The sequence below is a fragment of the Nonomuraea sp. MTCD27 genome, from assembly GCF_041950495.1.
Lineage (GTDB): Bacteria > Actinomycetota > Actinomycetes > Streptosporangiales > Streptosporangiaceae > Nonomuraea.
This window is the reverse complement of record NZ_JBGNUW010000015.1, coordinates 103955-129457: the sequence shown is the minus strand read 5'-3', so window position 1 is coordinate 129457 and position 25503 is coordinate 103955. Positions and strand designations below refer to the sequence as shown.

The window sequence follows — 25503 nt, the reverse complement described above, 5'->3', positions numbered from 1 at the left end:
TGTGTCCGACACATGGATCCTTACGCAATGACAACGGGGGTGTTGCGTAACCCTGACTTCCTCCGGTTCCTCAGTTCGCACGTGGCGAACGAGCTTGGGGCGAATATCTCACGCGTGGCGCTTCCGCTGGTCGCCGTGCTGGTGTTGCACGCGGGACCGGCGGAGGTCGGAGTGTTGTCGTCGTTGCAGACGGCCGCTTTCCTGCTGATCGGCCTGCCCGCGGGGGTGTGGGTCGACAGGATGCGCCGGCGCCGGGTGATGATGGCCTCCGACATGGCCAAGTTCGCGCTGCTCAGCAGCATCCCCGTGGCGGCCGGGCTGGGCCTGCTGACGATCGAGTTGCTGTTCGTGGTGGCGCTGCTGGCCGGGGTGTCGCAGGTCTTCAACGACGTGGCCGACCAGACGTACCTTCCTGACCTGGTGAGCACCGGGCAGCTCGGCGACGGCAACGCCAAGCTGGAGGTGGTGCGTTCGGGAGCGTTCCTGGCGGGGCCCGGGGTGGGGGGCCTGCTGGTGCAGCTGCTGGGCGCGCCGCGCACGATCGTCGCCACCGCGTTCGGCGCGCTCGCCTCGGTGGCCTTCCTGGCCTCGATCAGGGCGCCCGACAAGCCGCCCGCCGACACCGAGCGCGGGCCGCTGCTGCGGGGCATCCGCGAGGGGCTGGCGTACGTGTGGCGGGACCGGCTGTTACGCGCGTTCGTGTCCTCCTCGGCGATCGGCAACCTGTGCGTGAGCGGTGTGATGGGCCTGTCGGTGCTGTTCCTGGCCGAGACGGTGAAGCTCGCGCCGGGCGCGGTCGGGGCGCTGGTGATGACCGGCGGGATCGGCGGCCTGCTCGGCGGTCTCACCGGCGGCTGGCTGGCCAGAAGGCAGGGCACCGCCAGGATGACCTGGCTGGCCGCCCTGACGGGTGCCCCGTTCGCCCTGCTCCTGCCGTTGACGGAGGCCGACTGGCGGGTCGTCTGCTTCGCGATCACTTCGATCATGATCTCGTGGAGCGCGACACTTTCGAACGTGGGCCAGATCACCTACCGCCAGATCGTCACCCCCGACCATCTGCTCGGCCGGGTCAACGCGTCGGTGCGCTTCATGACGTGGGGTGTGATGCCGCTGGGGGCGCTGCTCGGCGGGCTCGTCGCCCAGCAGATCGGGGTACGTCAGACGCTGTGGGTGCTCGTGGTCGGCAGGGTGCTGGCGTTCCTGCCGTTGCTGTTCTCGCCGCTGCCCCGCATGCGTGACTTCACCGAGGTTCAGGCCAGGTCGTAGACGGAGCCGCTGCGGGCCAGCTCCATCGGCCCGTCATAGCCGCCTCCCGACGCCTCCTCCAGCACGGTGGCCTGGGCGTTCCAGGGGACGAGGTGGGTGAGCACGAGCCTGCCCACGTCGGCCTTGGCGGCGTGCTCGGCCGCCTGGCGGCCGGTCAGGTGCAGGCCGGGGGGCAGATCGGGGCCCTCCACGAACGACGCCTCGCACAGCAGCAGGTCGGCGCCCGTGGCCAGCTTGACCAGCTCGTCCGACTCGCCGGTGTCACCGGAGTAGGCCACGCTCCGGCCGCCGTTGGCGACGCGGAAGCCGTACGCCTCGACCGGGTGGTTCACCAGGCCGGCGGTGAGGGTGAAGGGCCCGATCTCGAACGAGCCCGGGGAGAGCGGCACGAACTCGAACGCGGTCTCCAGGCCCGGCTCCTCGGGCATGCCGTACGCGGCCGCCAGGCGGGCGGGCGCGGCGGCGGGCGCGTAGACGGGCACGAGAGGGTACGGGGCCGCGGGCCCGTACGTGCGGGCCACGTGATAGCCGCAGATGTCGAGACAATGATCGGCGTGCAGGTGTGACAGGCAGATCGCGTCCACGTCGTACAGGCCGATGTGGCGCTGCAGCGCCCCCAGCGACCCGCTGCCGAGGTCGAGCAACATCCTGAACCCGTCGGCTTCGAGGAGGTAGCAGGACGCGGGACTGTCGGGGCCGGGGTAGCTCCCGGAGCAGCCGACGATGGTCACCTTCATGTGGGCCTCCCGTTAAAGGTAGTACCCCCCACTGGTGCGACTTCGACCACATCGATCTCCGGGCCCAGGAAACGTCGCCCGAGCCGGGCGAAGAGCAGGGAGTCGCCGGTGGCGCGGAAGCGATGCCGGGGGGTGGCCTCGCTTCCCACCGCCAGATCGCGGTCGTGCAGGATCCGGTAGACGTCCTTGGCCGTCTCTTCAGCGCTGGAGATCAGCGTGACTCCGTCACCGGCGACGTAGGAGATGGCGCCCGTCAGCAGCGGGTAGTGCGTGCAACCGAGGATGAGCGTGTCGCACCCGGCGGCCCTGATGGGCTCCAGGTATTCGCGCACGACCTCGATGAGCTCGTCGCTCATCGTCTCTCCTCGCTCGACGTACTCCACCAGGCGTGGGGCGGCCACGCCGGTGAGCTGCACGTCGGGAGCCGCGGTGAAGGCGTCGTGATAGGCCATGGACTCGATGGTGGCCCTGGTGGCGATCACGCCGACCCTTCCGCTGCGGGTGGCCTGCACCGCCCGCCTGGTGGCCGGCATGATCACCTCGACGACGGGCATGTCATAGCGCTCGCGGGCGTCGCGCAGCACGGCGGCACTGGCGCTGTTGCACGCGATCACGAGCATCTTGACGTTCTGCTCGACGAGGTGGTCCATGACCTCCAGAGCGTAGGCGCGCAGCTCCGCTATGCGTTTCGGCCCGTACGGCTGACGGGCCGTGTCGGCCACGTAGGTGATGGATTCGTGGGGCAGCTGATCGATGATCGCTCTCGCGACCGTCAAGCCGCCGACCCCGCTGTCGAAGATCCCAATACTCGCGTCCGGCACGCTCTAGAGGGTAGGCGACCTGCACGATCAACACTGCGTAAGAATGCTCACACCTGCGACACGTGGCCTTGATGCGATGTTGCCTTCGTCACATCAAGGCCTGTCGGCGCCCTGTCGGTGCCTGCCGGCCGGGTGTTTTCAGCCTCTCCCGACGCGGGCGAGCTGGCGCGACTGGGCGATGAGGCGGCCCGCGGAGTCGCGCACCTCGACCTCCTCGTCGAACCAGCCGTCGGAGACCAGCCGGCCGCTGCCGAGCAGCGTCAGCCAGCCGGGCGCGGGCAGGGCGCGCAGGTGCCAGGTGAGGTCCACGGTGGGCGCCCAGCCGCGCCCGCCGGCGGAGAACACGACGGGGGGCAGGGCGTCCACGGCCAGCGCCAGCACGTACGGGTCGGGGTCCTGGGGCTCGGCCATCCTGAAGTACGCCCGCGCCTCCGGCCGGCCGGTGGGCTCGCCCTTCAGCCAGCCGATCGTGGGCGGGTCGAAGACCAGGTCCATCTGGGCGTTCAGCGTCATGCCCGACTCGGGCTTGGGGTCGGGCAGCTTGGTGCAGTCCTCGATCGGCGGCATGGAGTAAGCCGCTTTGTCGGCATAAATCGGCTCGACGTCGTTCAGCGTGGCCGTCGTGATCAGGCCCTCGATCTGCGCCGCGCCGTCCTGCACCAGCGTCACCCTGGCGAACGCGGCCGTCCGGCCCGCCTTGAGCGGCTCCACCCTGACCTGCGCGGGCCCGGCCACCGGCGCCTTCAGGAACTGCGCCGTCGTGCTCACCGGATGCTCGAACGGCGAGGCGTCCACCGCCGCACGCAGGATCACGGCCATCAGGTAGCCGCCGTTGAGCGGGCCGCCGATCGAGTAGCCGGGATCGAGGCACACGTCATAGGTGTTCTCGTCCACCCTGATCGCCTGCGTGGCCTCGTCGAACTTGGTCATCCGTACCTGCCCCTCAGCTGGAATTATGTTCTAGATAAGAGTAGAGCATTCGCCCATCAGCGCGCCTACCTGCGAAAACGTGATTCGGGTGACACCGTTTGATCATGGCAAGTGTCACCGAACTCATCGGTCAGTCCGTTTGGGACTCCAACGGGGTGTGGGTCGGTTTCGTGGTGGACATCCGGGTCGTCAAGCACAGGGGCGCGCTCCAGCAGAGCCACACCGTCTACGGCCTGGTCGTCTCGAGCCGGCGCGCCCCGCTCCTGCTCGGCCTCACTCGTGATCGCCAGGGCCGATCGGCCTGGCTCTCGCGGACGCTGGCCCGCCTGGTCTACGCCGGGTGCATGTTCGTGCCCTGGGAGAACGTCCTCGATTACGGGGACGGCGAGGTTCACATCGACATACTGCGCAAAGAGCTGAACCGGGTCTAAATACCGACTTCAGTACATTGCAAGCGCCCGTACAGCAACATCAGCTACGTTCTCTGTGGTCAAAAGTCCACATTGTGAGTTGAGTGATGTCTGCTAACAATCCCCCCTATGGCCAGGATCCTGACCGGACCACGGCGTACAACTGGAACCAGGGGCAGCAGCCGGAGACTCCGCCGACGGCGCAGTATCCGGGGCAGCCCTACCCACCGCAACAGCCGTACCAGCAGCAGCCCTATGGCCAGCAGCAGGCATCTCATGGCCAGCAGCAGCCCGCCTACGGCCCTCAGTACGGCCAGCAGCAGCCTTCCTACGGCGCTCCCCAGTACGGCCAGCAGCAGTACGGGGACCAGCAGTACGGCCGGCAACAGCATGGGCAGCAGCAGTACGGCCAGCAGCAGGCCCAGGGCGGCTGGCAACAGCAGCAGCCACAGCAGGGCTGGCAGCAGGACCAGTACGCCCAGGGCGGCTGGCAGCAGCAGGGCCCCGACGGCTTCGGCCCGGCGGAGCCGGCGAAGAAGGGCCGCAAGAGCTGGATCATCGCCATCGCCGCGGCGCTCGCGGTGGTCGTGCTCGGTGGCGGCGCGGTGTGGGCCGTGGGCGCCTTCGGCGGCGGCGGCACGCAGCCGAACGACGTCCTGCCCGCCAACTCCATCGCCTACGCCCGCCTCGACCTGGACCCGGCCGCGAACCAGAAGCTGGCGCTGTTCCAGCTGGCCAGGAAGTTCACGGTCACCAAGGACACCTTCTCCGGCGAGGACCCGCGCAAGGCGCTGTTCGACACGATCAACGAGCAGGACCCGGACAGCAAGATCGACTTCGCCAAGGACGTCGACCCCTGGCTGGGCAGCCGGATCGGCTTCGCCGCCGTGCCCTCCGGCAAGGAGGAGCCCGACTTCGCGGTGGCCGTCCAGGTCAAGGACCAGGAGCAGGCCAAGGCCGGCATCGCCAAGCTGATGGACGGCGACAAGTACGGCATCGCCTTCCGCGAGGACTACGCGCTGCTGACCGCCACGCAGGCCCTGGCCGACAAGTACGCGCAGGCCGAGGGCAGCCTGGCCGACAACGCCGAGTTCAGCGAGGACATGGGCGCCGTCGGCGAGCAGGGCGTGCTGTCGTTCTGGGCCGACATGGGCGGCCTGCTCGAGCTGGCCAAGAAGGAGATCCCGGCCGACCAGGCCGCGACCCTCGACCAGGTCAAGGACGCCAGGTTCGCCGGCGCGCTGCGCTTCGACAGCGCCTACGTCGAGCTCGCCGGCGTCGTACGGGGCGCGAAGGGCATGACCCCCGAGGGCGACCTGCCCAAGGCCAACCTCGGCACCCTGCCCGCCACCACGGCCGGCGCCCTGTCGATCTCCGGCATGGACCAGATCGTCACCAAGCAGTGGGCCGAGATCGAGAAGCAGGCCACGGCGGCCGGCAGCGCCGAGATCTCGCAGCTCCTCCAGCAGGCCAAGACGCAGTTCGGTCTGGAGCTGCCCGCCGACCTGGCCACGATCTTCGGCAAGAACTTCACGGTCGCCGTGGACAGCGAGGGCCTGGACAGCGACCAGATCAAGGGCGGCGTGCGCATCGCCACCGACCCGGCCAAGGCGCAGGCCATCCTGGACAAGATCCAGCGGGCGATGACGCAGAGCGGCCAGCCCGCCCCGCAGATCGCCAAGGTCTCCGGCGACGGCGTCTTCACGGTGGCGACGACGGACGAGTACGCCAAGAAGCTGGCTGAGGAGGGCACGCTCGCCGACTCGGAGACGTTCCAGACGGCGATCCCCAACGCGGCCGACGTGAACTACGCGCTCTTCGTGGACCTGGACAAGGTGGAGAACCTTTACCTCAAGTCCATGGAGGGTGACGACAAGGCCAACGCCCAGGTGCTGCGGGCCGTCGGCCTGAGCGGCACGCAGACCGACAGCGAGGCGACGTTCTCGCTGCGGCTGCTGTTCAACTAGCCCGTGGTGGCCGCCCGGCGGGTGGCGGCACACACGGACGAGAAAGGCGGCCGGTCCCTTCGGACCGGCCGCCTTCGTCACGCAGGTGTGGGTCTATGCCCAGAGCTGGCCTTCGAGGCGCTCTTCCGCCTCGTCGAGCGTGCCCTCGTACGCGCCGGTGGACAGGTATTTCCAGCCGCCGTCGGCCACCACGAACACGACGTCGGCCCGCTCGCCCGCCTGGACCGCCTTCCTGGCCACGCCCAGCGCCGCGTGCAGCGCGGCCCCGGTCGACACCCCGGCGAAGATGCCCTCGGCGGCCAGCAGCTCGCGGGTGCGCCTGAGCGCGTCGGCCGAGCCCACCGAGAAGCGGGTGGTCAGCACGGACTCGTCGTAGAGCTCGGGGATGAAGCCCTCGTCCACGTTGCGCAGCCCGTAGACCAGCTCGCCGTAGCGCGGCTCGGCGGCGACGATCTGCACGCCGGGCACCCGCTCGCGCAGGAACCGCCCGACGCCCATCAGCGTCCCGGTCGTGCCGAGCCCGGCCACGAAGTGGGTGACCGTGGGCAGGTCCTCGAGGATCTCGGGGCCGGTGCCCTCGTAGTGGGAGCGCCAGTTGGCCGGGTTTCCGTACTGGTAGAGCATCACCCAGGACGGGTTCTCGGCCGCCAGGCCCTTGGCCACGCGCACCGCCTCGTTGGAGCCGCCCGCGGCGGGCGAGGAGATGATCTCCGCACCCCACATGCGCAGCAGCTGGCGGCGCTCCTCCGAGGTGTTCTCCGGCATCACGCAGATCAGCTTGTAGCCCTTGAGCTTGGCCGACATGGCGAGCGAGATGCCGGTGTTGCCGCTGGTGGGCTCCAGGATCGTGCAGCCAGGGGTGAGGCGGCCGTCCTTCTCCGCCTCCTGGATCATCCAGAGCGCCGGCCTGTCCTTGATCGACCCGGTCGGGTTGCGGTCCTCGAGCTTGGCCCAGACACGCACGTCGGCGGAGGGCGACAACCTCGGCAGCCCGACCAGCGGGGTGCGGCCGACCGAGTCGATCAGCGAGTCGAAACGCATGTCACCCGCCGGCGACAGCGGGGAGGACGGTCACCGTGTCACCGTCGGACACCGGCGTGCCGAGGCCGCCGAGGAAGCGCACGTCCTCGTCGTTCAGGTAGACGTTGACGAAGCGGCGCAGCGCGCCCTGGTCGACCAGGCGGTCCTTGATGCCGGGGTGGTGCGACTCCAGGTTGCTGATCAGCTCTTCGAGGGTGGCCCCCTCGGCACTCACGGCCTTGGCGCCGTCAGTGTAATTGCGCAGGATGGTCGGAATGCGAACCTCGATGGCCATCGCGGTCAGTCTCCTCAGGTCAGGTCGTCGTCCCATCGGCAGCAACGCCGACGGCTTGATGCGGATTCCGAATCAGCGACAGTCGTAGACGACGACAGCAGGAGTGTGTGCGAAGAGGAAGCTCTGCACAGGCCTGGCCATCATGGGAGAAACCTTACCTCTTCCTCGGTAATCACACCTTCGAGGATGCGGTACGAGCGGAACTCCACCTCGTTCTCGTCCCTCGTCGAGACCAGGACGTAGTGGGCGTTGGGCTCGGAGGCGTAGGACACGTCGGTGCGCGACGGGTACGCCTCGGTGGCGGTGTGGGAGTGGTAGATCACGACGGGCTCCTCGTCGCGATCGTCCATGTCACGCCAGACCCGGAACTGCTCCATCGAGTCGAAGCGGTAGAAAGTGGGCGAACGCTCGGCGTTCTCCATCGGGATGAACCGCTCGGGCACACCGTCCTTGCCCGCGATGACGCCGCACGCCTCGTCGGGGTGATCCGCCCGGGCATGGGCGACGATCTTGTCTACCAGTTCCTGCGAGATCGACAGCATGCCCGGAAATTACCAGAGGGCACGGACCAGGCTGTCCTGGAGGTAGGTCAGCCAGTCATAGGTGACATAGGCCGGATAACGGGGGTCGTCCTCGGACATCATCGCGATCTCGTCGTGGATCTCCTCGGTCACGTCGAGCTTGGTGCCGAGCGTCAGGCGCAGGTCGTTGAGCGAGCGCAGCCACGCCTGGGCCTGCTCGGGCGACAGTTCGGCACGCCCCGCCCGGGCGGTCTCGTGGACGGTCTGCGCGTCGGCCCGCTTGCCGTCGCGCAGCGTGGCCTCGGTGTAGCGGCGGAACTCCGCCGCCTCCTTCTCGTCCTCGTACGCCGAGGGGAACAGCCTGGCCAGCACCGGATCGGACGGCACCGCGCTGTCGCCGATGCCCAGGGCCCGCTCCAGCGGGTCGTCGCTCGTCTGCCCCGGGGAGACGATGCCCAGCATCATCGAGACCAGCGAGCGCAGCAGCGAAATCTCCGCCGCCTCGAACTTGGCGATGACGGCGCCTTCCTTGCCCCGCGAGAACCCCGAACTCACCCGCGCCGCCTCACTGGCCTCGACCTCTGTGTTGTACGACTTGTACGACTCATATGACTCACTTGACCGAGTCCGGCTGGACCGTCGCCCACAGGCCGTAGGAGTGGAGAATCTGCACATCCCGTTCCATCTCCTCGCGCGTGCCACTGGACACGACCGCTTTGCCCTTGTGGTGCACGTCCAGCATCAGTTTCTCGGCCTTCTCCTTGGGATAACCGAAGACCGTTTGGAAGACATAGGTCACGTAGGACATGAGGTTGACCGGGTCGTTCCAGACGATGGTCACCCACGGCAGATCGGGCCGGACGTCCGATGACGGACGCTCAACGGCGATTGGAGCGGTGCTACCCACATCCCCGAGTCTGCCCTATCTGGGCCGTAGTCTTCGACTCGTGAGAATGACCATGAGCACTGCGTTGCTCACAGATCACTATGAGCTGACGATGCTGCAGGCCGCCCTGCGGAGCGGCGCGGCGCACCGGCGCGCGGTTTTCGAGGTGTTCGCCCGCCATCTGCCAGGCGGGCGGCGCTATGGAGTCGTCGCCGGGACGGGACGTGTCCTGGACGAGCTCGAACGCTTCCGTTTTGGTGACGAGGAACTCACTTATCTGCGGGAGCACCAGGTCGTCGACGACACCACTCTGGCGTTTCTCGCCGATTACCGGTTTTCCGGGAACATCTACGGCTACCGCGAGGGCGACCTCTACTTCCCCGCCTCCCCCATCATGATCGTGGAGGGCACGTTCGCCGAGGCCGTGCTCCTGGAGACGGTGACGCTGTCGGTCCTGAACCACGACTGCGCCATCGCCTCGGCCGCCTCCCGCATGACCAACGCCGCCGGCCCGCGGCCGCTCATCGAGATGGGCTCGCGCCGCACGCACGAGGCCGCCGCGGTGGCCGCCGCCAGGGCCGCGTACATCGCCGGGTTCGCCTCGACCTCCAACCTGATGGCCGGGCGCGTGTACGGCGTGCCCACGGCCGGCACGGCGGCGCACGCGTTCACGCTGCTCCACGACTCGGAGCGGGCGGCGTTCGAGGCCCAGATCGCCTCGCTCGGGGCCGAGACGACGCTGCTGGTGGACACGTACGACGTGGCCGAGGCGGTGCGCTCGGCCGTCGAGCTGGCCGGCCCGAAGCTGGGCGCGGTCCGCATCGACTCCGGGGACCTGGCGGCGGCGGCCCAGGAGGTGCGCGAGCAGCTCGACGCCCTCGGCGCCTTCAACACCCGCATCCTGGTCACCTCCGACCTCGACGAGTACGCCATCGCCGCGCTCGCCGCCGCCCCCGTGGACGGCTACGGCGTGGGCACCTCCCTGGTGACCGGTTCCGGCGTGCCGACGGCGGCCCTGGTGTACAAGCTCGTGGCGCGGGAGACGGCCACGGGCAAGCTGGAGGCCGTGGCCAAGCGCTCGGTGGGCAAGCCGTCGCGCGGGGGCCGCAAGGAGGCGTACCGGCTGATGGACGAGTCCGGTCACGTCGAGACCGAGCTGATCACCACCGGCGGGCTCGCCCCCGAGGGCGGCGTCCCCCTGCTGCACCAGCTCGTGCGCGAGGGGGTGGTCGTCGGCCGGGAGCCCCTGTCCGCCGCGCGCGACCGCCACGCCGCCGCCGTCGCCACCCTCCCGCAGGAGGCCCTCCACCTGGGGCGGGGGTACGCGGCGATTCCCACCGAATTCGCCTGACGTATCGTGCTACCTATGGGCAGCGCGTTGATCATCGTCGATGTGCAGAACGACTTCTGCGAGGGCGGCAGCCTGGCCGTGGCCGGGGGCTCGGAGGTGGCCGCGGCGATCACCCGCCACGTGGCCGACCACGGCTACGACCACGTCGTGGCGACCCGCGACTACCACATCTCCCCCGGCAGCCACTTCTCCGAGACCCCCGACTACGTCTCCACCTGGCCCGCCCACTGCGTGGCCGGCACGCCCGGTGCGGACTTCCACCCGTCGTTCGACGTGGCGGGGGTGGAGGAGGTCTTCAGCAAGGGTGCGTACGCGGCGGCGTACAGCGGCTTCGAGGGCACTTCCGGTGACGGGGCGACGCTGGCGGACTGGCTCAGGGAGCGCGGGGTGCAGGAGGTGGACGTGGTGGGCATCGCCACGGACCACTGCGTACGCGCCACGGCCCTGGACGCGGTCAAGCAGGGGCTGGCGGTGCGGGTGCTGCTGGACCTTACGGCCGGCGTGGCCCCGACGACCACGGAGGCGGCCGTGGCGGAGATGAGCCGGGCGGGCGCCACCCTGCGAGGCGCGCCCGCCGTCGGGTGACCGATTCCCTGATCACGAAGCGTACGCACTGTGCAACGCTCAGGTCATGTGATATCGAAGAGGGCGAACCCACTCCGAAGTCGGAGCAATACGGAGAGTGACGGTTCTTCCTACTAGTGGGAGGTTCTCCATGCTTGCCCTCTCCCTCGGCATGGCCTGGCTCCTTCTCGCCCCCCTCAGTCTCTGGCTGCTCGTCAAGGGCACCAAGGTCGAGCGCGCGGGCGCGATAGTGACGTTATGCCTGCTGGAGGGCGGGACGATCGCGATGAACGCCATCCCCCACCCCGCCGCCCCCGTCCATCCCGCCGCCGCGGCCCACTCGGTGCCCGCCCCACCCCTCCCCTGCCAGGAGCGCGCCCCGGTGCCGCAGTCCGCGAGCGCCGGCCAGGAGCTCGTGCTGACGTGGCCGGCCGCGCCGCGCGAGTGCCCCACGGCCGAGGTCATCATCCGCGTCGAAGGGCGGAAGCTGCTGGTCTGGCTGTACGAGACCCCGCGGGCCGAGGAGCACCGGGCCATGCTCACCATGCGTCACCGGGCCGTGTTCACGCTCCCCGTCCATGTCCAAGACGGCATAGCCACCCTCAAGGTCCCATTAGACGAGAAGACGGGATATATCCCGACGGATGGCCGGAGCGGGCGCCCTATCCCCCGGCCGGCCGCGTGAGTACACGATTCAGCCATTTGCCAGGTGTGCGCAGCTAGACGTGCGCGACGGCCGCCCGAAGCGCGTCGTCGAATCTCGCGAACACCTCGAACGCGTGCCGCAGACCGGTGATCGACAACACCCGGGCCATGACCCCCTGAACCCCGCCGAGCAGCAGCCTGGTGCCTCTGGACTCGCACCGGTGCATGATGTCGACGAGCTCGTTCATGCCCATGGAGTCACAGAAAGCGACCTCACCGAGGTCCAGAATCAGGAATGGTTTGGGGGGAAGGTCCCAGATGCGCTGCAGGTGCTCCCTGAGCACCGGCAGCGCGTTGACGTCGAGCTCGCCTTCGAGCCTGATGATGATGGCGTTTCGAGAGAGGCCGGAAGTGACGGTGAGCGTGGACTTTCCGGTGGCCTCAGACGACATGGGCGAAGTCCTTCTGCATATCCCAAGACAGCCAAGAGTGTTGTTGCCGGTTCCGCCGAGCTTCTAACAGGAGGTCACTGCTCTGTGTCCAAATGCTTAGAGTCACTCAACGTAACCACCGGCCCGGCGGCCGCTTCGTACCCTTTGACCTGGGTTCGGGCGGCGCCGGGCCTCGTCTCTCAGGCTCCGGCGAAGGTGATCAGGTAGGCGGCGGCCAGGATGGCGAGGATCACGAGCATGACGCTCGTGCCGCCGATCACCATGACGATGTGCGTCCGCCGGAGCAATCCGCGAATCGCCGCCACCGTCAGGACGATCATGATCGTCAGGATGAAGAGGGACAGCTGCCTGGTCTCGATCGAAGCGGGCATTGAAGTGGGCATTGAAGTGGGCATTGCCACCGTTAGGTGGGGGACTACTGTTGGCATGAGGTTTTCCCTGGTGCGGAGACGCGCTCTGACACAAACCTTGCTTCGCGGACACCTCTGCAGATGTCGGGTCTCGGGGGTGTCCGCGGTCTTTCCGCTGGGATGCCGCTCGTAGTGGGGAATGTGGCTCATCGCATATCCGTCGCGAACCGCCTCCACCTATTATTCAGTCAACTTCAGTTGTATTAACTGAACTTCTCCCATTTACATTATTACCCCGCACCGATGCGTCCCATTCGTGCACGGCGCGCACGGCCAGGTGGCTAGACTGGTGGCTCTTGTGCGCAGGTTTTCCCACGTCGAGCGCGATATGGGGGTCTAGCTGGGGATTCGCCTATCGACTCCGTCGTGGAGAACCATGTTCACTAGAAATCACTGAAGTTCACATCGAGTGAGGCTGGGCATGGGCGGCGACGAATCCGCGGGGACCGCGCTGGCGCGCCGTCTGCGCGAGCTCCGCGAGGGCCACTGGCCGGACGTGCGGATCACCCAGGCGCAGCTGCGCGAGGCGCTCGGGGTGAGCGTACCGCTGATCTCCTCGTGGGAGTCGACCCACGCGATCAAGGTGCCGCCCCTGCACAGGCTGGAGAAGTACGCCGCGTTCTTCGCGACGAGGCGCTCGCTCGGCAACGGACGGGCCCGCGTGCTGCCGCTGGCCGACATGACGCCGGTCGAGCTGGAGGAGCAGCGCAGGCTCCTCACCGAGCTGACCCGGCTGCGCCAGACCGTGCTGCGGGCCCTGGCCTCGGGCGAGAACGCCGAGCCGGCACCCGGTCAGGACGTCTACCGCCTCAACCCGTGGCGTTTCCCCGACGGGGAGACGATCACCATCATCTGCTCCCAGCTCCCGGAGGAGCAGCGGGCCAAGATCCCGTACGCGTCGCCCGAGACCGCCGACTACATCGAGCACTACAAGTACTCCGACCTGGACTCCCTGTTCGAGCTGCACGGCCACCTCCGGGCCGCGAACCCCAGGAGCCTGGTCACCCTCCGCGCCCCCGAGGACTTACGCTCCGACGACTTCACGACGCACCTGGCGCTCCTGGGCGGGGTGGACTACAACCAGGTCACCAGGTCGATGCTGGCGCGGATCGAGCTCCCGGTGCGACAGGTGGCCGACTGGGACGGCGAGCTGGGACCGTACTTCGAGGTCGACGAGGGCGACGACACGCCGCGCAGGCACTACCCCGTACGCAGCGGGTCAGGCGCTAATGTTCGACTCCTGGAGGACGTCGCGTTCTTCTACCGCGGGGTCAATCCCTACAACGTCGAACGCACCCTGACCATCTGCAACGGGATGTACGGCAGAGGCGTCTATGGAGCGGTCCGAGCGCTGACCGACGAACGGTTTCGCGACCGGAACACCGCCTACCTCCGGCAACATTTCGGCACCGCGCCGTCCTACAGCATGCTCACCCGGGTCCGGATCGAGGGCCGGGCCGTCGTCACCCCGGACTGGACTCTGGACACCGTTCGGCTCCACGAATGGTCGGAGCCCGCCGATGGAGACTGAGATAGAACAGGTCGGCACGGAGCACCACCACGGCTCCCACAGGCACCTGGTCGACAAGCCGGACCCGGATCCGGGCCACGCGCCGTCGGCCACCGTGGACGCGATCGTCGTCCCCACGATCCGGCATCCACGCTGGCTCAGCCACGCCGTCCGCCTGGCGGCCGAGCTGCGCTGCCCGCTCGTGACCCTGCACAGCCGGCCCTGGAGCAGGGCCGACCGCGCGGCCGCCCTGATGCCGCACGACATCAAATACATCGCGATCGACGTCGACGACGTGAGCCGGCTCGACATGCCGGACTTCGAGACGACGACGATCGTGAAGGGCACCAAGTTCGTCCGGGTGACCGATCTCAGCGCGAAACGGAACCTCGGGCTGCTCCTGGCCCACTTCATGGGCTGGGAGCGGGTCGTCTTCCTCGACGACGACATCGAGGTCGGCGGGCACCAGGACGTCATGAGGGCAGCGGCGCTGCTCGACCGCTACGACGCGGTGGGCATGCACATCGGCGGCTTTCCGGACAACTCGGTGGTGTGCCACGCGCACCGGCTGGCCGGCGGGCACCAGGAGTCGTTCGTGGGCGGCGGCGCGCTGGCGGTCGAGACGTTCCGCAACCCCTCGTTCTTCCCGAACGTCTACAACGAGGACTGGTTCTACCTGCTGGAGGAGACCTCGCTGCGCAGCCTCGCGGTGACGGGGAGGGTGAAGCAGCGGTCGTACGACCCGTTCGACCGGCCGGCCAGGGCGCGCGACCAGGAGTTCGGCGACGTGCTGGCCGAGGGCGTCTACTGGCTGCTCGACGGCGGGAAGGGCCTGGGCGCCGCCACCGACGCCCGGCACTGGGCGGGGTTCCTGGCCCGGCGCGAGGCGTTCATCAAGGACGTGCTGCGGCGGGTCAGGCGGATGCCGCCCGGCCGGGATCCCGATCCGGCGGCCATGGAGGCCTCGTTGCGGGCCGCGCTGGGCAGGCTCAACAGCATCGAGCCGGAGTTCTGCGTACGGTACGTCAAGGGCTGGCAGGAGGACCGCCACGCCTGGATCGAGCACCTCAAGAGCCGTTCGCGGCTCGCGTCCGGCGTCGACGAGGCGCTGAAACGGCTGGTCAAAAGCGACGCATCACCCTTGAACTGTCAATACCGCATGAACCTCCTCAATTGATTCACAGGAGTATGATCCGGGAATCTTGACGTCCGTGGGGGCACCTGACATCCGCCAAGCCGTCCATACCGATCTTCCTGCCATGATCCGCGCGCTCGGGCAGGAGCCCTATTTCGCCGACCGGCTGGCCCTGCAGGACTCCGGGCACGGGTTCCTCCTGGTGGCCTGGGAGGCGGAGCGGGCGCTGGGGGACGTCTACGTCTGGCTGGCCCCCGCGGAGGAGCCGGAGCTGCGTACCCACCTGCCCGGCGTCGCGCTGCTCACCCACCTGGAGGTGGTGCCGCAGCGGCGCAACCAGGGCATCGGCACCGAGCTGCTGCGGGCGGCCGAGGAGCGGCTCACCGCCATGGGGCACGAGCAGGTCGCCCTCGGCGTGGGGCTGGACAATCCGTCGGCGCAGCGGTTGTACCGGCGCCACGGGTACGAGGAGTGGCCGCACGGCAAGGTCGGCACCACGCAGGTGGTGTACCGCGCGGACGGCGAGCGCGAGCTGCGGCCGGAGCTGTGCCGCATCATGGTCCGCCGCCTGAACCACCACCATCCCCACGACCGGGCAACCGGCCAGGGGTGAAACCGCCCCGGCCCCGCTCACCGAAGGACCGCGCCTCCACGAACCGGCCCGGGCGGCGATGGCCGACGACGGTGGCGGTGCCCGCGCGTGATGTCCGCGACCTCGCCCAGCACGGCGCGCGCACGCCCCCGCCGGCCGGCCTCGGCGGCCACGGCGGGCGGGCGCGCGCTTCCTCCCGGCGGCTGTCCTAGCGGCGTTGGGTGGCCCAGCGGCGGATCATGCTGATCCGCTCCTGGATCTGCTCCGCGGTGGCCTGGGCGATCGGCGGGCCGCCGCACGCTCGCCGCAGCTCCGAGTGGATCACCCCGTGCGGCTGCCCCGTGCGGTGGTTCCACGCGCCGACCAGGCCGTTCAGCTCGCGCCTCAGATCCGCGATCTGCTCGTGCGGCGCCAGCGCCTGCGGGGGCTCCTCCGCCGCCTGCTTGCGCCTGGCGGCCTGCTGATCCGACTGCCGCTTGCGCAGCAGCGTGGCCACCTGGTCGGGCTCCAGCAGGCCGGGCAGGCCGATGAAGTCCTCCTCCTCGGCCGAGCCGACCTCCGCGCCGGTGCCGAACTCGCCGCCGTCGAACAGCACCCGGTCAAAGGTGGCCGTGGTCTCCATCGTCTCGAACGGCAGCTCGTCGCCCAGGACGTCGGGATTGTCCTTCTGGCGGTTGGCCTGCTCCAGGAGGGTGTCGTCGAGGCCGTCCTCCGGAGGCCGCTTGTTGAGCACGTGGTCGCGCTCCACCTCCATCTCGTTGGCCAGCCCCATGAGCGTGGGCACCGAGGGGAGGAAGACCGAGGCGGTCTCGCCGCGCTTGCGGGCCCGCACGAAGCGGCCCACGGCCTGGGCGAAGAAGAGCGGGGTCGAGGTGGAGGTGGCATAGACGCCCACGCACAGGCGGGGGATGTCGACGCCCTCCGACACCATGCGCACGGCCACCAGCCAGCGGTCCTCCGAGGCCGCGAACTGCTTGATCTTCTTCGACGCGCCCGGGTCGTCGGACAGCACCACGGTGGCGCCCTCGCCGGTGATGTTGCGCAGGTGGCGGGCGTAGGCCCGGGCGGTCTCGTGGTCGGTGGCGATGACCAGGCCGCCCGCGTCGGGCACACCCCTGCGCACCTCGGTGAGGCGGCGGTCGGCCGCCTGCATGACCTGGCGGATCCAGTCGCCCTTGGGGTCGAGCGCGGCCCGCCACGCCTGGGAGAGCTGGTCCTTGGTGAGCGGGGTGCCCAGCGTCGCGGCGATCTCGTCGCCCGCGCGCGTGCGCCACTTCATCTCCCCCGAGTACGCCAGGAAGATGACCGGCCGCACGACCCCGTCGTCGAGGGCCGGGCCGTAGCCGTAGGAGTAGTCGGCGACGCTGCGCTTGAAGCCCTCCGCGTCCTCCTCGTAGCCGACGAACGGGATCGGGTTGTCGTCGGACCGGAACGGTGTGCCCGTGAGCTGGAGGCGGCGCGTGGCGGGCTCGAACGCCTCCCGCACGCCGTCGCCCCACGACTTGGCGTCGCCCGCGTGGTGGATCTCGTCGAAGATGACCAGCGTCTTGCGGTTTTCGGTGCGCGCCCTGTGCAGGGCCGGGTGCATGGCGACCTGCGCGTAGGTCACCGCCACCCCGGTGTAGTCACGCGACGTCGCGCCCTGGCTGTTCTTGAACTCCGGGTCGATGCCGATGCCGACCCGCCCGGCGGCGTCGGCCCACTGGCGCTTGAGGTGCTCGGTGGGGGTCACGACGGTGACCGCCCTGATCACCCCGTTGGCGAGCAGCTCGCTGGCGATGCGCAGGGCGTAGGTCGTCTTGCCCGCGCCCGGCGTCGCCACGGTGAGGAAGTCACGCGGCTCGCGCCTGAAGTAGAGGTCGAACGCCTCCTGCTGCCAGGCACGCAACTTGGGCGCGGTGCCCCACGCGGCCCGGTCTGGATAGGAAGGCGAAAGGTGGGACGCGGCGAAGGTGCTCACCGCATCACCTCTGGGGTTCGTGTGCTTCGCTCTCTCACAGTGACCCAAGGGTAATCGGGCCCACCGACAAGACGTGCCGTGAGCCGAGGATTCTGGCCAAGGTCTTCCTCACGTGCTATGCGGCTTATCGGACGCTCGTCATCACCGTGTCGAGCTCCTGCCTGCGGTTGTTCTCCTCGGGCTGGAGCAGCCCGACGAGCAGTACGGGCTTGTCCGGGCGAGTGAGCAGCATCACTCTGAGAAACGCCGGCCGGTTCACCACATCCCGATATTCCGCCCGGAGCGCACGGGTGTGGCCGCCGGGCACCGCCTTGTCCTCGACGATCGTCACGCGGTCGCCCTTGAGCAGGAGCCTGGAGTACAGCTCCGCCGCCTCCGCCGTGGCCTTCTTCGGGTCCCGCACCGGCCCGGGTACCGGCCTGGCCATCACGAATCCCCCGCCCCCGTCCCGTACGACGGAGGTGAACCCCGTGACCGGGGCCACCGCCCCCGCGCTCCATCCCTGTGGCAGCGTCGCCGTCACCCCGGCCAGCGAGTCGCTCAGCCGCCCCGTCTCCGCCTGCGGCGCCGTGAGCCGCAACGCCACCACCGTGGCCCCCGCCACCAGCCCCGCACCGGCCGCCAGCGCCACCAGCACGGCCACCACGCGCCGCCACACCTGCCCCCCGCCGGTGCGCCTCTTGCGTACCCCCGGGTCGGCCGGAGCGCCGTAGAGGCGGGCGGACGGGGGAAGGTCGTCCTCCGTGCCCCACTCGTGGCCGGGGGGCCGGGAGGCGGTCCTGCCGATCCGGGGGTTCCACGCCGGCTCCTCCGGATCCAGGTCGAGGGGATGCGGGCGCTCCCGGTGCCCCCACTCCGGCGCCACCTCGACCGGCCGTCCCGAACTCCGGCCCCGAAGATCCTCGACCGGCCGTCCCGAACCTCGGCGCCCCCGGTCCGGAGGAGCCGCGGGCGGGCGGCCCCAGTCGGGTGGAGGCTCGGGAGGGCGTCCTCGGCGCGCGTTCAGGTCAGGCGTCGAAGGGCCGGGCGCGCGGGCCGTGGGGTCCTGGTCCTGAGGTAAGGGGCCGAGGTCCCGTCCCGAGGAGTACGGGAGGCCGGCGCGGCCCCGTCGCGGCTCCTCGTCACGGTCCGCACCCCACGCGGGCTCCGTGTCCTCTGGAGGAGTACGGCGATGCCTGGCCCCCGGCCCGGGAGGCCAGACTCGGTGATCACCCTCCATGGCACCTCCTTGCCCGCTGTCCTATCACTCCTCGCCACGGGGATCAGGAGAACCGTGGTCGCTGTGACGGGAGGGACGGAATTCAGCGGGTGCGCCCGGCGAGCAGCGTGGCCGCCAGCGCGATGGCGGCCATGAGGCCCGAGATGACCAGGAACCCGCTGGCGATCTCCGACGGGGAGTGCCCGATCACGTTCACCACCGCCCCGCCGATCCCGACCGACAGCGCCGACCCGAGCTGGTCGGACACCGACAGCGCCGCCGAGTTGGCCCCCTGCTCGTTGACCGGGGACTGCCTCATCGCCAGGACGCTGACCGTGGTGATGCCGAAGCCCATCCCGAAGCCCGCCACGATCCAGGCCGGCACCGCGATCCACCCCGTCACCCCCGGAAGGACGCAGAGCGTGCAGATCAGGATCGAGGCGGTGAGGCACCCGGCACCCAGCCTGATCCTCCTGTGCGCCGCGCCGGGGCGCCTGCTCTGCAGGTACGACCCCGCGGACCAGCCGAGCGCCCCGGTCGTCAGCGCGATGCCCGCGGCCGTCGGGTCGAACGCCTTCACCTCGTGCAGCGCCAGCGGGATGAACTGGTTGACGCCGAAGAAGGCGGCCGAGTAGAACCCGCGCATCAGGACGGTCGTGGGCAGCCCGCGCCCGAACCGCAGCGCGCCCGGCGGCAGGAGCCGGTGCAGGCCGTAGAACAGCAGGGCCAGCCCGGCCACCGTCTCCACGGCCGCGGGCGCCAGGTCCGTGTGCAGCCGGTCCGCCCCGTGCAGCAGGAGCCCGGCCCCGCCCGCCGTGGCGGTGGCGGCCAGCGTCATCGCCACCGGCCTGGAGCGGGGCCCGGTACCGGGCTCGGCGTCGGACGGCGACCCCATCCGCAACGCGGGTACGAGCATCGCGAGCGCGGGCACGACCAGCGGGATGATCCCGTAGAAGACGTAGCGCCAGCCCAGATGCTCGCCGACGGTCCCGGCCACGGCCGGCCCGACCATGGCGGGCACGACCCAGGCGGCGGAGACGGCGGCGAACGCCTTGGGCCGTACGTCCACCGGATAGACCCGGGCGATCATCACGTACAGCGCCACGATGGAGGCGCCGGCGCCCAGCCCCTGCACGGCCCGCGACACCAGGAACATCCCGGGCGAGACGGCCGCCCCGGCCAGCCCCATCCCGATCACGAACAGCACCACCCCGGCCAGGAACGGCAGCCGGTACCCGCGCCGGTCCGACCAGAGCCCGGCCACCACGTTCATGAACAGGCTGGCGATGAGGAAGGCGGAGAAGCTGAGGCCGTACAGGTCGAGCGCGTTCAGCTCCCTGGCGATGACCGGCATGACGACGCCGACCGACATCCCCTCGAAGGCGATCAGCGTGACGACGAGCAGGATCCCTAACGTGGCCGTCCGGTATTCGGGGCCGAGGATCCCGGGCGTCCGGTGCGGAGCGTCGAGTGCCTTTGGTGCTGTCACCCACACATCGTAATTTGCCGGAAATCTAGGCAGCCGCCGTGTCGCGGTACGCCGCCCACATCTCGTGCATGCGATCTGCCTGCCCCTGCGTGAACTCCCACATGCACCGGTCGTGGGCGTAGTCCATGTAGTTGTGCGCCGGGTCCTTGCCCTTGTGCGCGGTGCAGGTGTCCTTGTCCTGCGGGCACGCCTCGGTCGGCCTGGCCTCGGGCGGCGTGTCGTCGATGCCGTCGCCGGGGGCCGCGCAGCCGTTCTCGAACGTGTGGAACAACCCCAGCCAGTGCCCGATCTCGTGCACGCCGGTGAAGCCGCGGTTGTAGTTGGTCATCGCGCCCCCGGGCAGGCTGCGCCAGTCGATCACCACGCCGTCGAGGCCGGGCGCGTCCGCGTACCAGTAGGGGTAGCTGGCGAAGCCCAGCATGAGCTCGCTGAGCTGGGCGATGTACAGGTTGAGCGTGCCGGCCCCGCCCTCGTGCAGCGCGTTCTTCATGGCCTTCTCGTGGGCGACGGGGTCGGCGAACCAGGAGGACTCCTCCTTGACCGAGATGGCGTCGAGCCGGAAGCGCACGCCGGTGTCGACGCCGCCGAAGGCGCCGCCGTACGCGGAGTTGAGCGCGTCGATCTGGGCCCTGACCGCCTCGTCGGAGACCTTGCCGTCAGAGCCGCGGGAGAGGACGTGCACCCGGGTGGGGACGGTGATCCGGGTCGGTGGCGTGACCCCGGCGAGCCGCCTGTCGAGCTCGGCCATGACCTTGGACACGTCTTCCGGCTTGGGCGAGCGTGGCCCGGGTGTTCGTGGCGCGTGTCGCGCACAGCCTGCCGAAAGCTGGTCGGCGCCGGCCCGGGGCGGCGGGAGGAACCCGGCCGCGAGCAGGCATGCCAACGAGACGGCGGTCACACGCCGGGCCATGCGGTCCCCTCACTACGATTTGAGCTGGTCTGGCTACAGACCGTAGCTCCACGCAGCGGGATTACCGCTCAGCAACACTCACTGCTTGTCGCCGTCACCGTCGCCGCCCTGGGGCAGGCCCTCGTAGATCTCCTTGCACTCCGGGCAGACCGGGTATTTCTTGGGGTCGCGGCTGGGCACCCAGACCTTGCCGCACAGCGCGCGGATGGGCGTGCCGGTCACCATGCTCTCGGTGATCTTGTGCTTGTCCGCGTAGTGGGCGAACCGCTCGTGATCGCCATCGCCGTGCGACGTCCGCGGAGTGGTCTCCTGCTCTGGGAGGATCTTCGTGCTCACCCCATTGAGTTTATGCCCGCCCGCGACCCCGAACAGCGGTACGGCCCCCGCCCGGTGAGCGGAGGCCGTACGGAGAGCCCTGGTCAGCCCATGTGGACCGGCGCGCCCTCGGTCTTCCGCCCGGACTTGACGAACAACGTCAGCCCGGCGGTCAGCACCGCGATGCAGGTGCTCACCAGGAAGGCGAGGTGCATGCCGTCCATGAACGAGTGGTGCACGGCGTCGGTGATCTGCTGCGGCAGCCCGGGAGGCGCCACGCCGAAGGAGGCGGCCTCCTCCAGCCCGGCCCTCTGGGCGGGCGGGATCGCCTGCGCCGCCGGGCCGAGGTAGCCGGGCAGCTTGCTGGAGATCTCGGCGGCCATCACGGCGCCCAGGATCGCGGTGCCGAGCGCGCCGCCGACCTGCATGGCCGACTGCTGCAGACCACCCGCGACACCGCTCAGCTCCACCGGCGCGTTGCCCACGATGATCTCCGTGGCGCCCACGAAGACCGGCGAGAGGCCGAAGGCCAGCAGCACGAACGGGATGCCGCTCTCGATGAACGAGGCGTCGATGCTCAGCTGGGACATGAGGAACATCGCCAGCGCGGTGATCAGCAGACCGGCGGCCATCGTGATCTTCGGTCCGAGCCTGCCGATCGCCATGCCCGCCAGCGGCGAGGCGACGATCATGCCGGCGCTCATCGGCAGCATGCGCAGACCGGCCTCCAGCGGGGTCAGCCCGTGCACGCCCTGGAAGAAGAAGCCCAGGAAGAACATCGCGCCGAACATGGCGAACGCGACCATCATCATCAGGAAGGTGCCGATGGAGATGGAGCGGTTCGCGAACAGCGACAGCGGCACCAGCGGCTGCCTGGCCCTGCTCTGCCAGAAGATGAACGCGCCGATCAGCACCACGAACGCGGCCACGAAGGTCAGCGTCGTGCTGTCGCCCCAGCCCCACTCGGGAGCCTTGATGATCGTCCAGACCAGCGAGAACATCGCGCCGGACAGCAGCACCACGCCGAGCCAGTCGATGCGCGCCAGCGTCTGCGAGCGGTTCTCCTTGATCAGGAGGATGCCCATGACCAGGGCGACGACGCCGACGGGCGCGTTGATGAAGAAGACCGACTCCCAGCTCACCTTCTCGACCAGCACGCCGCCCACGATCGGGCCGGCGGCGCTGGACAGACCGATGATCGCACCCCACGCGCCCATCGCCTGGTTCAGCTTCTCGCCGGGGAACGCCGCACGCAGCAGCGCCAGCGCGGCGGGCTGCAGCAACGCGCCGAACAGGCCCTGCAGCACGCGCAGGCCGATCAGCGCGCCGACCGGCGAGACACCGGGAATGATGTCGGCCAGCTCGGCGCTGAGACCGATGCCCACCGAGGAGACCGCGAAGCCGGCCACACCGATGAGAAAGACGCGCTTGTGCCCGAACAGGTCACCCAGCTTGCCCGCGGTGATCAGGAAGACCGCCAGCGCCAGGAGATAACCACTGGTCACCCACTGCAGGTCCGACAGCGAAGCCTTCAGGTCGACCTGGATGACCGGGTTGGCGATGCCCACCACCGTGCCGTCGAGCATCACCATGATGACGCCAAGACTGACCGCCAGCAGCACAAGCCACGGATTGCCCCCGGTTCCCGGCTTGATCGGGTCGGGCGATGACGGCGCGTCGACCGCCTTCGCGTGAACCATGTAGTCCCCCTAAATACACATACAGCCCCACACCGGGGCATAGACCTCGTAAGCCTCCGGTAATCTATGGCAGTGGATGCCATATGACAACCGACTTTTAATCGTCGTCCTATGACTTATGGCACACTGTGTCAGAAGGGTTTCGAGGGAGTGTCCACAGTGGGTCTGCGGGAACGCAAGAAGGAGAAGACGCGCCTGGCGATCCTCGACGCGGCGCTCGACCTGTTCGTCGAACAAGGATACGAGTCGACCACGGTCGAGCAGATAGCGGGGGCTGTCGAGATCTCCCCCCGCACCTTCTTCCGTTACTTCGCCAACAAGGATCACCTGGTGCTGTGGTTCCACGAGCACGGCAAGGCGATCATGCTGGAGACCCTGGCGAGCCGCCCGCAGGACGAGCCGCCGTTCACCTCACTCATGCACGCGCTGCGTGCCGTCCTGGCGGATGTCGCGGGTTCGGCGCCCGAGGACGCGGAGAGGTTCCTGAAGCTGCGCCGGTTGATGGACGAGCACCCTCGCCTGGTCGGCCTGTCGGTGGCCAAGGGCGCGGAGACCGAGCGCGAGGTGGCCGAGGTGATCGCCGCCCGCAGGGGCGTGGATCCCGACCACGACCAGCTGTCCCACCTGATCGTGGGGTTCGCGATGTCCACCATGCGCGTCGGCCTCGAGTGCCCGCGCCGCGACGGCACGATGAGCGAGGTCACGCACCGGATGGCGGAGAGCATCGAGCTGGCCGAGCGCTCGCTGCGGCCGGGCTGGGACCTCCGGCACTAGCTCGCGGGCCGGGATCTCCGGCGTCAGTTCATCGTCGGATCGTCCGGGCAGGTCGCCACGAACGCCAGCTCGCCGCGCTGGCGCCGGAGCACGTGCCGCCACAGTGAGGCCGGGTCCGCGTGGAAGGTGTCGCCGACCTCGGAGTCGACGACGTACCAGGCGCCCTCGGCTATCTCGCTCTCCAGCTGTCCCGACGTCCACCCCGCGTAGCCCGCGAAGATGCGCATCTGCGCGATCTCCCCCTGCAGGATCTCGGGCGGCGCGTCCAGATCCACCGTGCCCAGCCGGGCCACCGCGTCGGTGCCCGCGTGCAGCCGGCGCCAGCCGAGCGGCTCCTCGCCGCTCGGGACCGCCGCCAGCGCCAGCGCGCTGTCCGTCTGTACGGGCCCGCCCTCGAACAACACTGACGGCCCCGTGACCAGCGGGTCCCACACGGGCAGCACCTGGGTCACCGAGATGTCGCTCGGCCGGTTGAGCACGACGCCCAGGGTGCCGCCGTCGTGGTCGTGTTCGAGAATCAGCACGACGCTACGCCGGAAGTTGGGGTCGTCGAGAAGCGGCGTCGCCACCAACAAACCGCCGACGTAGATCGCTTCCGCCATACCTCCATCATGAAGGCTCAGTGGGGGTGCGCGCTCCCCCAGTGCCCCGATGTTACTTTTCGCACCCGTTCAGCAACTGGACGCGGTCAACCAGCCGAATCCGGCACGACGAACGCTCCCGCCCGGGCGGCGGCCAGCGTGCGCGCGACGGACCGCTCGGCGGTCTCCCTCGTCACCGGTTCCCTGGTGACGACCAGCCGGTAGTAGAGCGGCGCAGAGATCGCCCGGATCACCTCCCCGCCGTCGGTCCCCTCGGGCAGTTCGCCCCGCTTGACGGCCAGGTCCACGACGTTGGCCCATTCCTCGATGCGCCGCAGGTAGAAGGCGCGCAGCGCCTGCGCGGCCTGCTCGTCGCTGGTGGCCGCGGCGATCACCGCCTGGAAGGTGGACCCGAGGCGGCCGTCGTTGAGCGCCTCCAGCACGGAGAACGCGTTGGCCCGCAGGTCACCCTCGATGCCGCCCGTGTCGGCGTAGGGCGTGGACTGGTTGGCCAGCTCGGTCATGAGGTCGGCCACCAGGCCGGCCCTGCTCCCCCAGCGCCGGTAGACCGTCGTCTTGCCGACGCCCGCCCTGGCCGCGACCTGATCCATGGTCAGGCCGTGGAAGCCGTGCTCGACCAGCTCGTCCTGGGTGGCCTCCAGGACGGCCGCGCGCACCCTGGCAGTGCGGCCTCCGGGCCGCACGGTTCCCGCCGAACGGGAAGGTTGGTCCATCTAGTCTCCTCGTCGCTGCATCTTAACGAAACATAGGTTCCATTAAATGATGGCGTGCCGCCGGCCCAGCGGTCGGTGCCGGTCGTGGGGGCGCTGCTCGGGCTCTCCTCGCTCGCGGGAGGGCCTGGCGGCCTCGCCGGGGGGTGTGTTGCGTGGGCAGGGGCGATCCGGGGGACTCGCCGCCGCCATCGTCATGCCTGCCGGGGCTCCCGCTGCTCGCGGAAGGGCCGCTCCGGACTCGTGCGCTGGGGTCGAACGGGGGCGTTGGTGCCTGCCGGGTTCACCTCTGGCGCCATTGTAGGGGACCGCTCACAACGCCGCCGGGCCGAT

Annotated in this window: 28 protein-coding genes; 10 read left to right on the top strand and 18 right to left on the bottom strand. The window is 69.5% G+C overall.

The features are described from left to right. Positions 1-12: 12 nt before the first annotated feature. Positions 13-1266 (top strand): MFS transporter, encoded by a 1254-nt coding sequence (locus tag ACBJ59_RS37765; RefSeq protein WP_375114960.1) that lies wholly within the window; start codon positions 13-15, stop codon positions 1264-1266. On the opposite strand, the gene ACBJ59_RS37760 is transcribed toward ACBJ59_RS37765, so the two are convergent. From ACBJ59_RS37760 to ACBJ59_RS37750, 3 genes are all read right to left on the bottom strand, one after another. Beyond that, positions 1251-2003, bottom strand: coding sequence for an MBL fold metallo-hydrolase (locus ACBJ59_RS37760; RefSeq protein WP_364114533.1), 753 nt, complete (start codon positions 2001-2003; stop codon positions 1251-1253). The two genes, ACBJ59_RS37765 and ACBJ59_RS37760, sit on opposite strands and share 16 nt — an antisense overlap. After that, positions 2000-2824: a glutamate racemase gene (gene murI / locus ACBJ59_RS37755; protein WP_364114531.1), complete on the bottom strand. Its 825-nt coding sequence runs from the start codon at positions 2822-2824 to the stop codon at positions 2000-2002. Before murI ends, ACBJ59_RS37760 begins: the two co-directional genes overlap by 4 nt. Before the next feature lie 138 nt (positions 2825-2962). Then, positions 2963-3754 carry a thioesterase family protein gene (locus ACBJ59_RS37750; protein ID WP_375114959.1) on the bottom strand — a complete coding sequence of 264 codons (792 nt, stop codon included), beginning with the start codon at positions 3752-3754 and terminating at the stop codon, positions 2963-2965. A 104-nt stretch (positions 3755-3858) separates the two neighbouring features. On the opposite strand from ACBJ59_RS37750, the gene ACBJ59_RS37745 reads away from it, so the two are divergent. Continuing rightward, positions 3859-4185, top strand: coding sequence for a hypothetical protein (locus tag ACBJ59_RS37745; protein ID WP_375114958.1), 327 nt, complete (start codon positions 3859-3861; stop codon positions 4183-4185). 86 nt (positions 4186-4271) lie between these two features. Then, positions 4272-6131, top strand: coding sequence for a DUF3352 domain-containing protein (locus ACBJ59_RS37740; protein ID WP_375114957.1), 1860 nt, complete (start codon positions 4272-4274; stop codon positions 6129-6131). A gap of 93 nt (positions 6132-6224) precedes the next feature. Here the strand turns inward: ACBJ59_RS37740 and ACBJ59_RS37735 are convergent, their stop codons facing one another. From ACBJ59_RS37735 to clpS, 5 genes are all read right to left on the bottom strand, one after another. Next, the gene (locus ACBJ59_RS37735) at positions 6225-7172 is read right to left on the bottom strand and encodes a cysteine synthase (protein WP_364114523.1); all 948 of its coding nucleotides are present in this window, start codon (positions 7170-7172) and stop codon (positions 6225-6227) included. Position 7173: 1 nt separating this feature from the next. Further along, positions 7174-7446 (bottom strand): MoaD/ThiS family protein, encoded by a 273-nt coding sequence (locus tag ACBJ59_RS37730; protein ID WP_375114956.1) that lies wholly within the window; start codon positions 7444-7446, stop codon positions 7174-7176. 140 nt (positions 7447-7586) lie between these two features. Continuing rightward, positions 7587-7988: a M67 family metallopeptidase gene (locus tag ACBJ59_RS37725; protein ID WP_364114519.1), complete on the bottom strand. Its 402-nt coding sequence runs from the start codon at positions 7986-7988 to the stop codon at positions 7587-7589. 9 nt (positions 7989-7997) lie between these two features. Beyond that, positions 7998-8522: a DUF2017 domain-containing protein gene (locus tag ACBJ59_RS37720; protein ID WP_375114955.1), complete on the bottom strand. Its 525-nt coding sequence runs from the start codon at positions 8520-8522 to the stop codon at positions 7998-8000. A gap of 58 nt (positions 8523-8580) precedes the next feature. Next, complete coding sequence (gene clpS, locus ACBJ59_RS37715) at positions 8581-8874, bottom strand: ATP-dependent Clp protease adapter ClpS (protein WP_043616171.1); 294 nt, start codon at positions 8872-8874, stop codon at positions 8581-8583. Positions 8875-8920: 46 nt separating this feature from the next. Here clpS and ACBJ59_RS37710 point away from each other — a divergent pair, with 46 nt between their 5' ends. The 3 genes from ACBJ59_RS37710 (at position 8921) to ACBJ59_RS37700 (ending at position 11453) form a co-directional block, all read left to right on the top strand. Then, a complete protein-coding gene (locus tag ACBJ59_RS37710; protein ID WP_375114954.1) occupies positions 8921-10204 on the top strand; it encodes a nicotinate phosphoribosyltransferase in 1284 nt (427 codons plus the stop codon). Positions 10205-10219: 15 nt separating this feature from the next. Further along, the gene (locus ACBJ59_RS37705; protein WP_375114953.1) at positions 10220-10789 is read left to right on the top strand and encodes a nicotinamidase; all 570 of its coding nucleotides are present in this window, start codon (positions 10220-10222) and stop codon (positions 10787-10789) included. 130 nt (positions 10790-10919) lie between these two features. Beyond that, positions 10920-11453 (top strand): hypothetical protein, encoded by a 534-nt coding sequence (locus ACBJ59_RS37700; RefSeq protein ID WP_375114952.1) that lies wholly within the window; start codon positions 10920-10922, stop codon positions 11451-11453. A 34-nt stretch (positions 11454-11487) separates the two neighbouring features. On the opposite strand, the gene ACBJ59_RS37695 is transcribed toward ACBJ59_RS37700, so the two are convergent. Both ACBJ59_RS37695 and ACBJ59_RS37690 read right to left on the bottom strand, forming a co-directional pair. After that, on the bottom strand, positions 11488-11865 hold the full coding sequence (locus tag ACBJ59_RS37695; RefSeq protein WP_375114951.1) for an STAS domain-containing protein: 378 nt from the start codon (positions 11863-11865) through the stop codon (positions 11488-11490). 179 nt (positions 11866-12044) lie between these two features. Further along, a complete protein-coding gene (locus ACBJ59_RS37690) occupies positions 12045-12236 on the bottom strand; it encodes a hypothetical protein (RefSeq protein ID WP_375114950.1) in 192 nt (63 codons plus the stop codon). Positions 12237-12696: 460 nt separating this feature from the next. Between ACBJ59_RS37690 and ACBJ59_RS37685 the strand changes: the two genes are divergently transcribed. The 3 genes from ACBJ59_RS37685 to ACBJ59_RS37675 all read left to right on the top strand — a co-directional run bounded on the left by ACBJ59_RS37685 (position 12697) and on the right by ACBJ59_RS37675 (position 15533). Next, entirely contained in the window at positions 12697-13806 is a 1110-nt protein-coding gene (locus tag ACBJ59_RS37685; protein ID WP_364114505.1) for a helix-turn-helix transcriptional regulator, read from the top strand. Next, positions 13796-14962, top strand: a complete 1167-nt coding sequence (locus tag ACBJ59_RS37680) for a hypothetical protein (protein WP_375114949.1) — start codon at positions 13796-13798, stop codon at positions 14960-14962. Before ACBJ59_RS37685 ends, ACBJ59_RS37680 begins: the two co-directional genes overlap by 11 nt. A gap of 82 nt (positions 14963-15044) precedes the next feature. Next, complete coding sequence (locus tag ACBJ59_RS37675) at positions 15045-15533, top strand: GNAT family N-acetyltransferase (protein ID WP_375114948.1); 489 nt, start codon at positions 15045-15047, stop codon at positions 15531-15533. A 187-nt stretch (positions 15534-15720) separates the two neighbouring features. Here ACBJ59_RS37675 and ACBJ59_RS37670 read toward each other — a convergent pair whose 3' ends face one another. The 6 genes from ACBJ59_RS37670 to ACBJ59_RS37645 form a co-directional block, all read right to left on the bottom strand. Next, a complete protein-coding gene (locus tag ACBJ59_RS37670) occupies positions 15721-17472 on the bottom strand; it encodes a DEAD/DEAH box helicase (protein ID WP_375114947.1) in 1752 nt (583 codons plus the stop codon). 124 nt (positions 17473-17596) lie between these two features. Continuing rightward, complete coding sequence (locus ACBJ59_RS37665) at positions 17597-18337, bottom strand: hypothetical protein (RefSeq protein WP_375114946.1); 741 nt, start codon at positions 18335-18337, stop codon at positions 17597-17599. 436 nt (positions 18338-18773) lie between these two features. Next, positions 18774-20159 carry an MFS transporter gene (locus tag ACBJ59_RS37660; RefSeq protein WP_375114945.1) on the bottom strand — a complete coding sequence of 462 codons (1386 nt, stop codon included), beginning with the start codon at positions 20157-20159 and terminating at the stop codon, positions 18774-18776. Between the two features lie 25 nt (positions 20160-20184). Beyond that, the gene (locus tag ACBJ59_RS37655; RefSeq protein ID WP_375114944.1) at positions 20185-20919 is read right to left on the bottom strand and encodes a zinc metalloprotease; all 735 of its coding nucleotides are present in this window, start codon (positions 20917-20919) and stop codon (positions 20185-20187) included. A 228-nt stretch (positions 20920-21147) separates the two neighbouring features. After that, positions 21148-21405 carry a DUF3039 domain-containing protein gene (locus ACBJ59_RS37650; RefSeq protein WP_043616197.1) on the bottom strand — a complete coding sequence of 86 codons (258 nt, stop codon included), beginning with the start codon at positions 21403-21405 and terminating at the stop codon, positions 21148-21150. A gap of 83 nt (positions 21406-21488) precedes the next feature. Further along, positions 21489-23084: an MFS transporter gene (locus ACBJ59_RS37645; protein ID WP_375114943.1), complete on the bottom strand. Its 1596-nt coding sequence runs from the start codon at positions 23082-23084 to the stop codon at positions 21489-21491. Between the two features lie 150 nt (positions 23085-23234). Between ACBJ59_RS37645 and ACBJ59_RS37640 the strand changes: the two genes are divergently transcribed. Then, the gene (locus tag ACBJ59_RS37640; RefSeq protein WP_375114942.1) at positions 23235-23858 is read left to right on the top strand and encodes a TetR family transcriptional regulator; all 624 of its coding nucleotides are present in this window, start codon (positions 23235-23237) and stop codon (positions 23856-23858) included. Between the two features lie 23 nt (positions 23859-23881). Here ACBJ59_RS37640 and ACBJ59_RS37635 read toward each other — a convergent pair whose 3' ends face one another. Both ACBJ59_RS37635 and ACBJ59_RS37630 read right to left on the bottom strand, forming a co-directional pair. Next, positions 23882-24460, bottom strand: a complete 579-nt coding sequence (locus tag ACBJ59_RS37635) for a YqgE/AlgH family protein (protein ID WP_364114486.1) — start codon at positions 24458-24460, stop codon at positions 23882-23884. An 86-nt stretch (positions 24461-24546) separates the two neighbouring features. Continuing rightward, positions 24547-25173: a TetR/AcrR family transcriptional regulator gene (locus tag ACBJ59_RS37630; RefSeq protein WP_375114941.1), complete on the bottom strand. Its 627-nt coding sequence runs from the start codon at positions 25171-25173 to the stop codon at positions 24547-24549. Positions 25174-25503 lie beyond the last annotated feature (330 nt).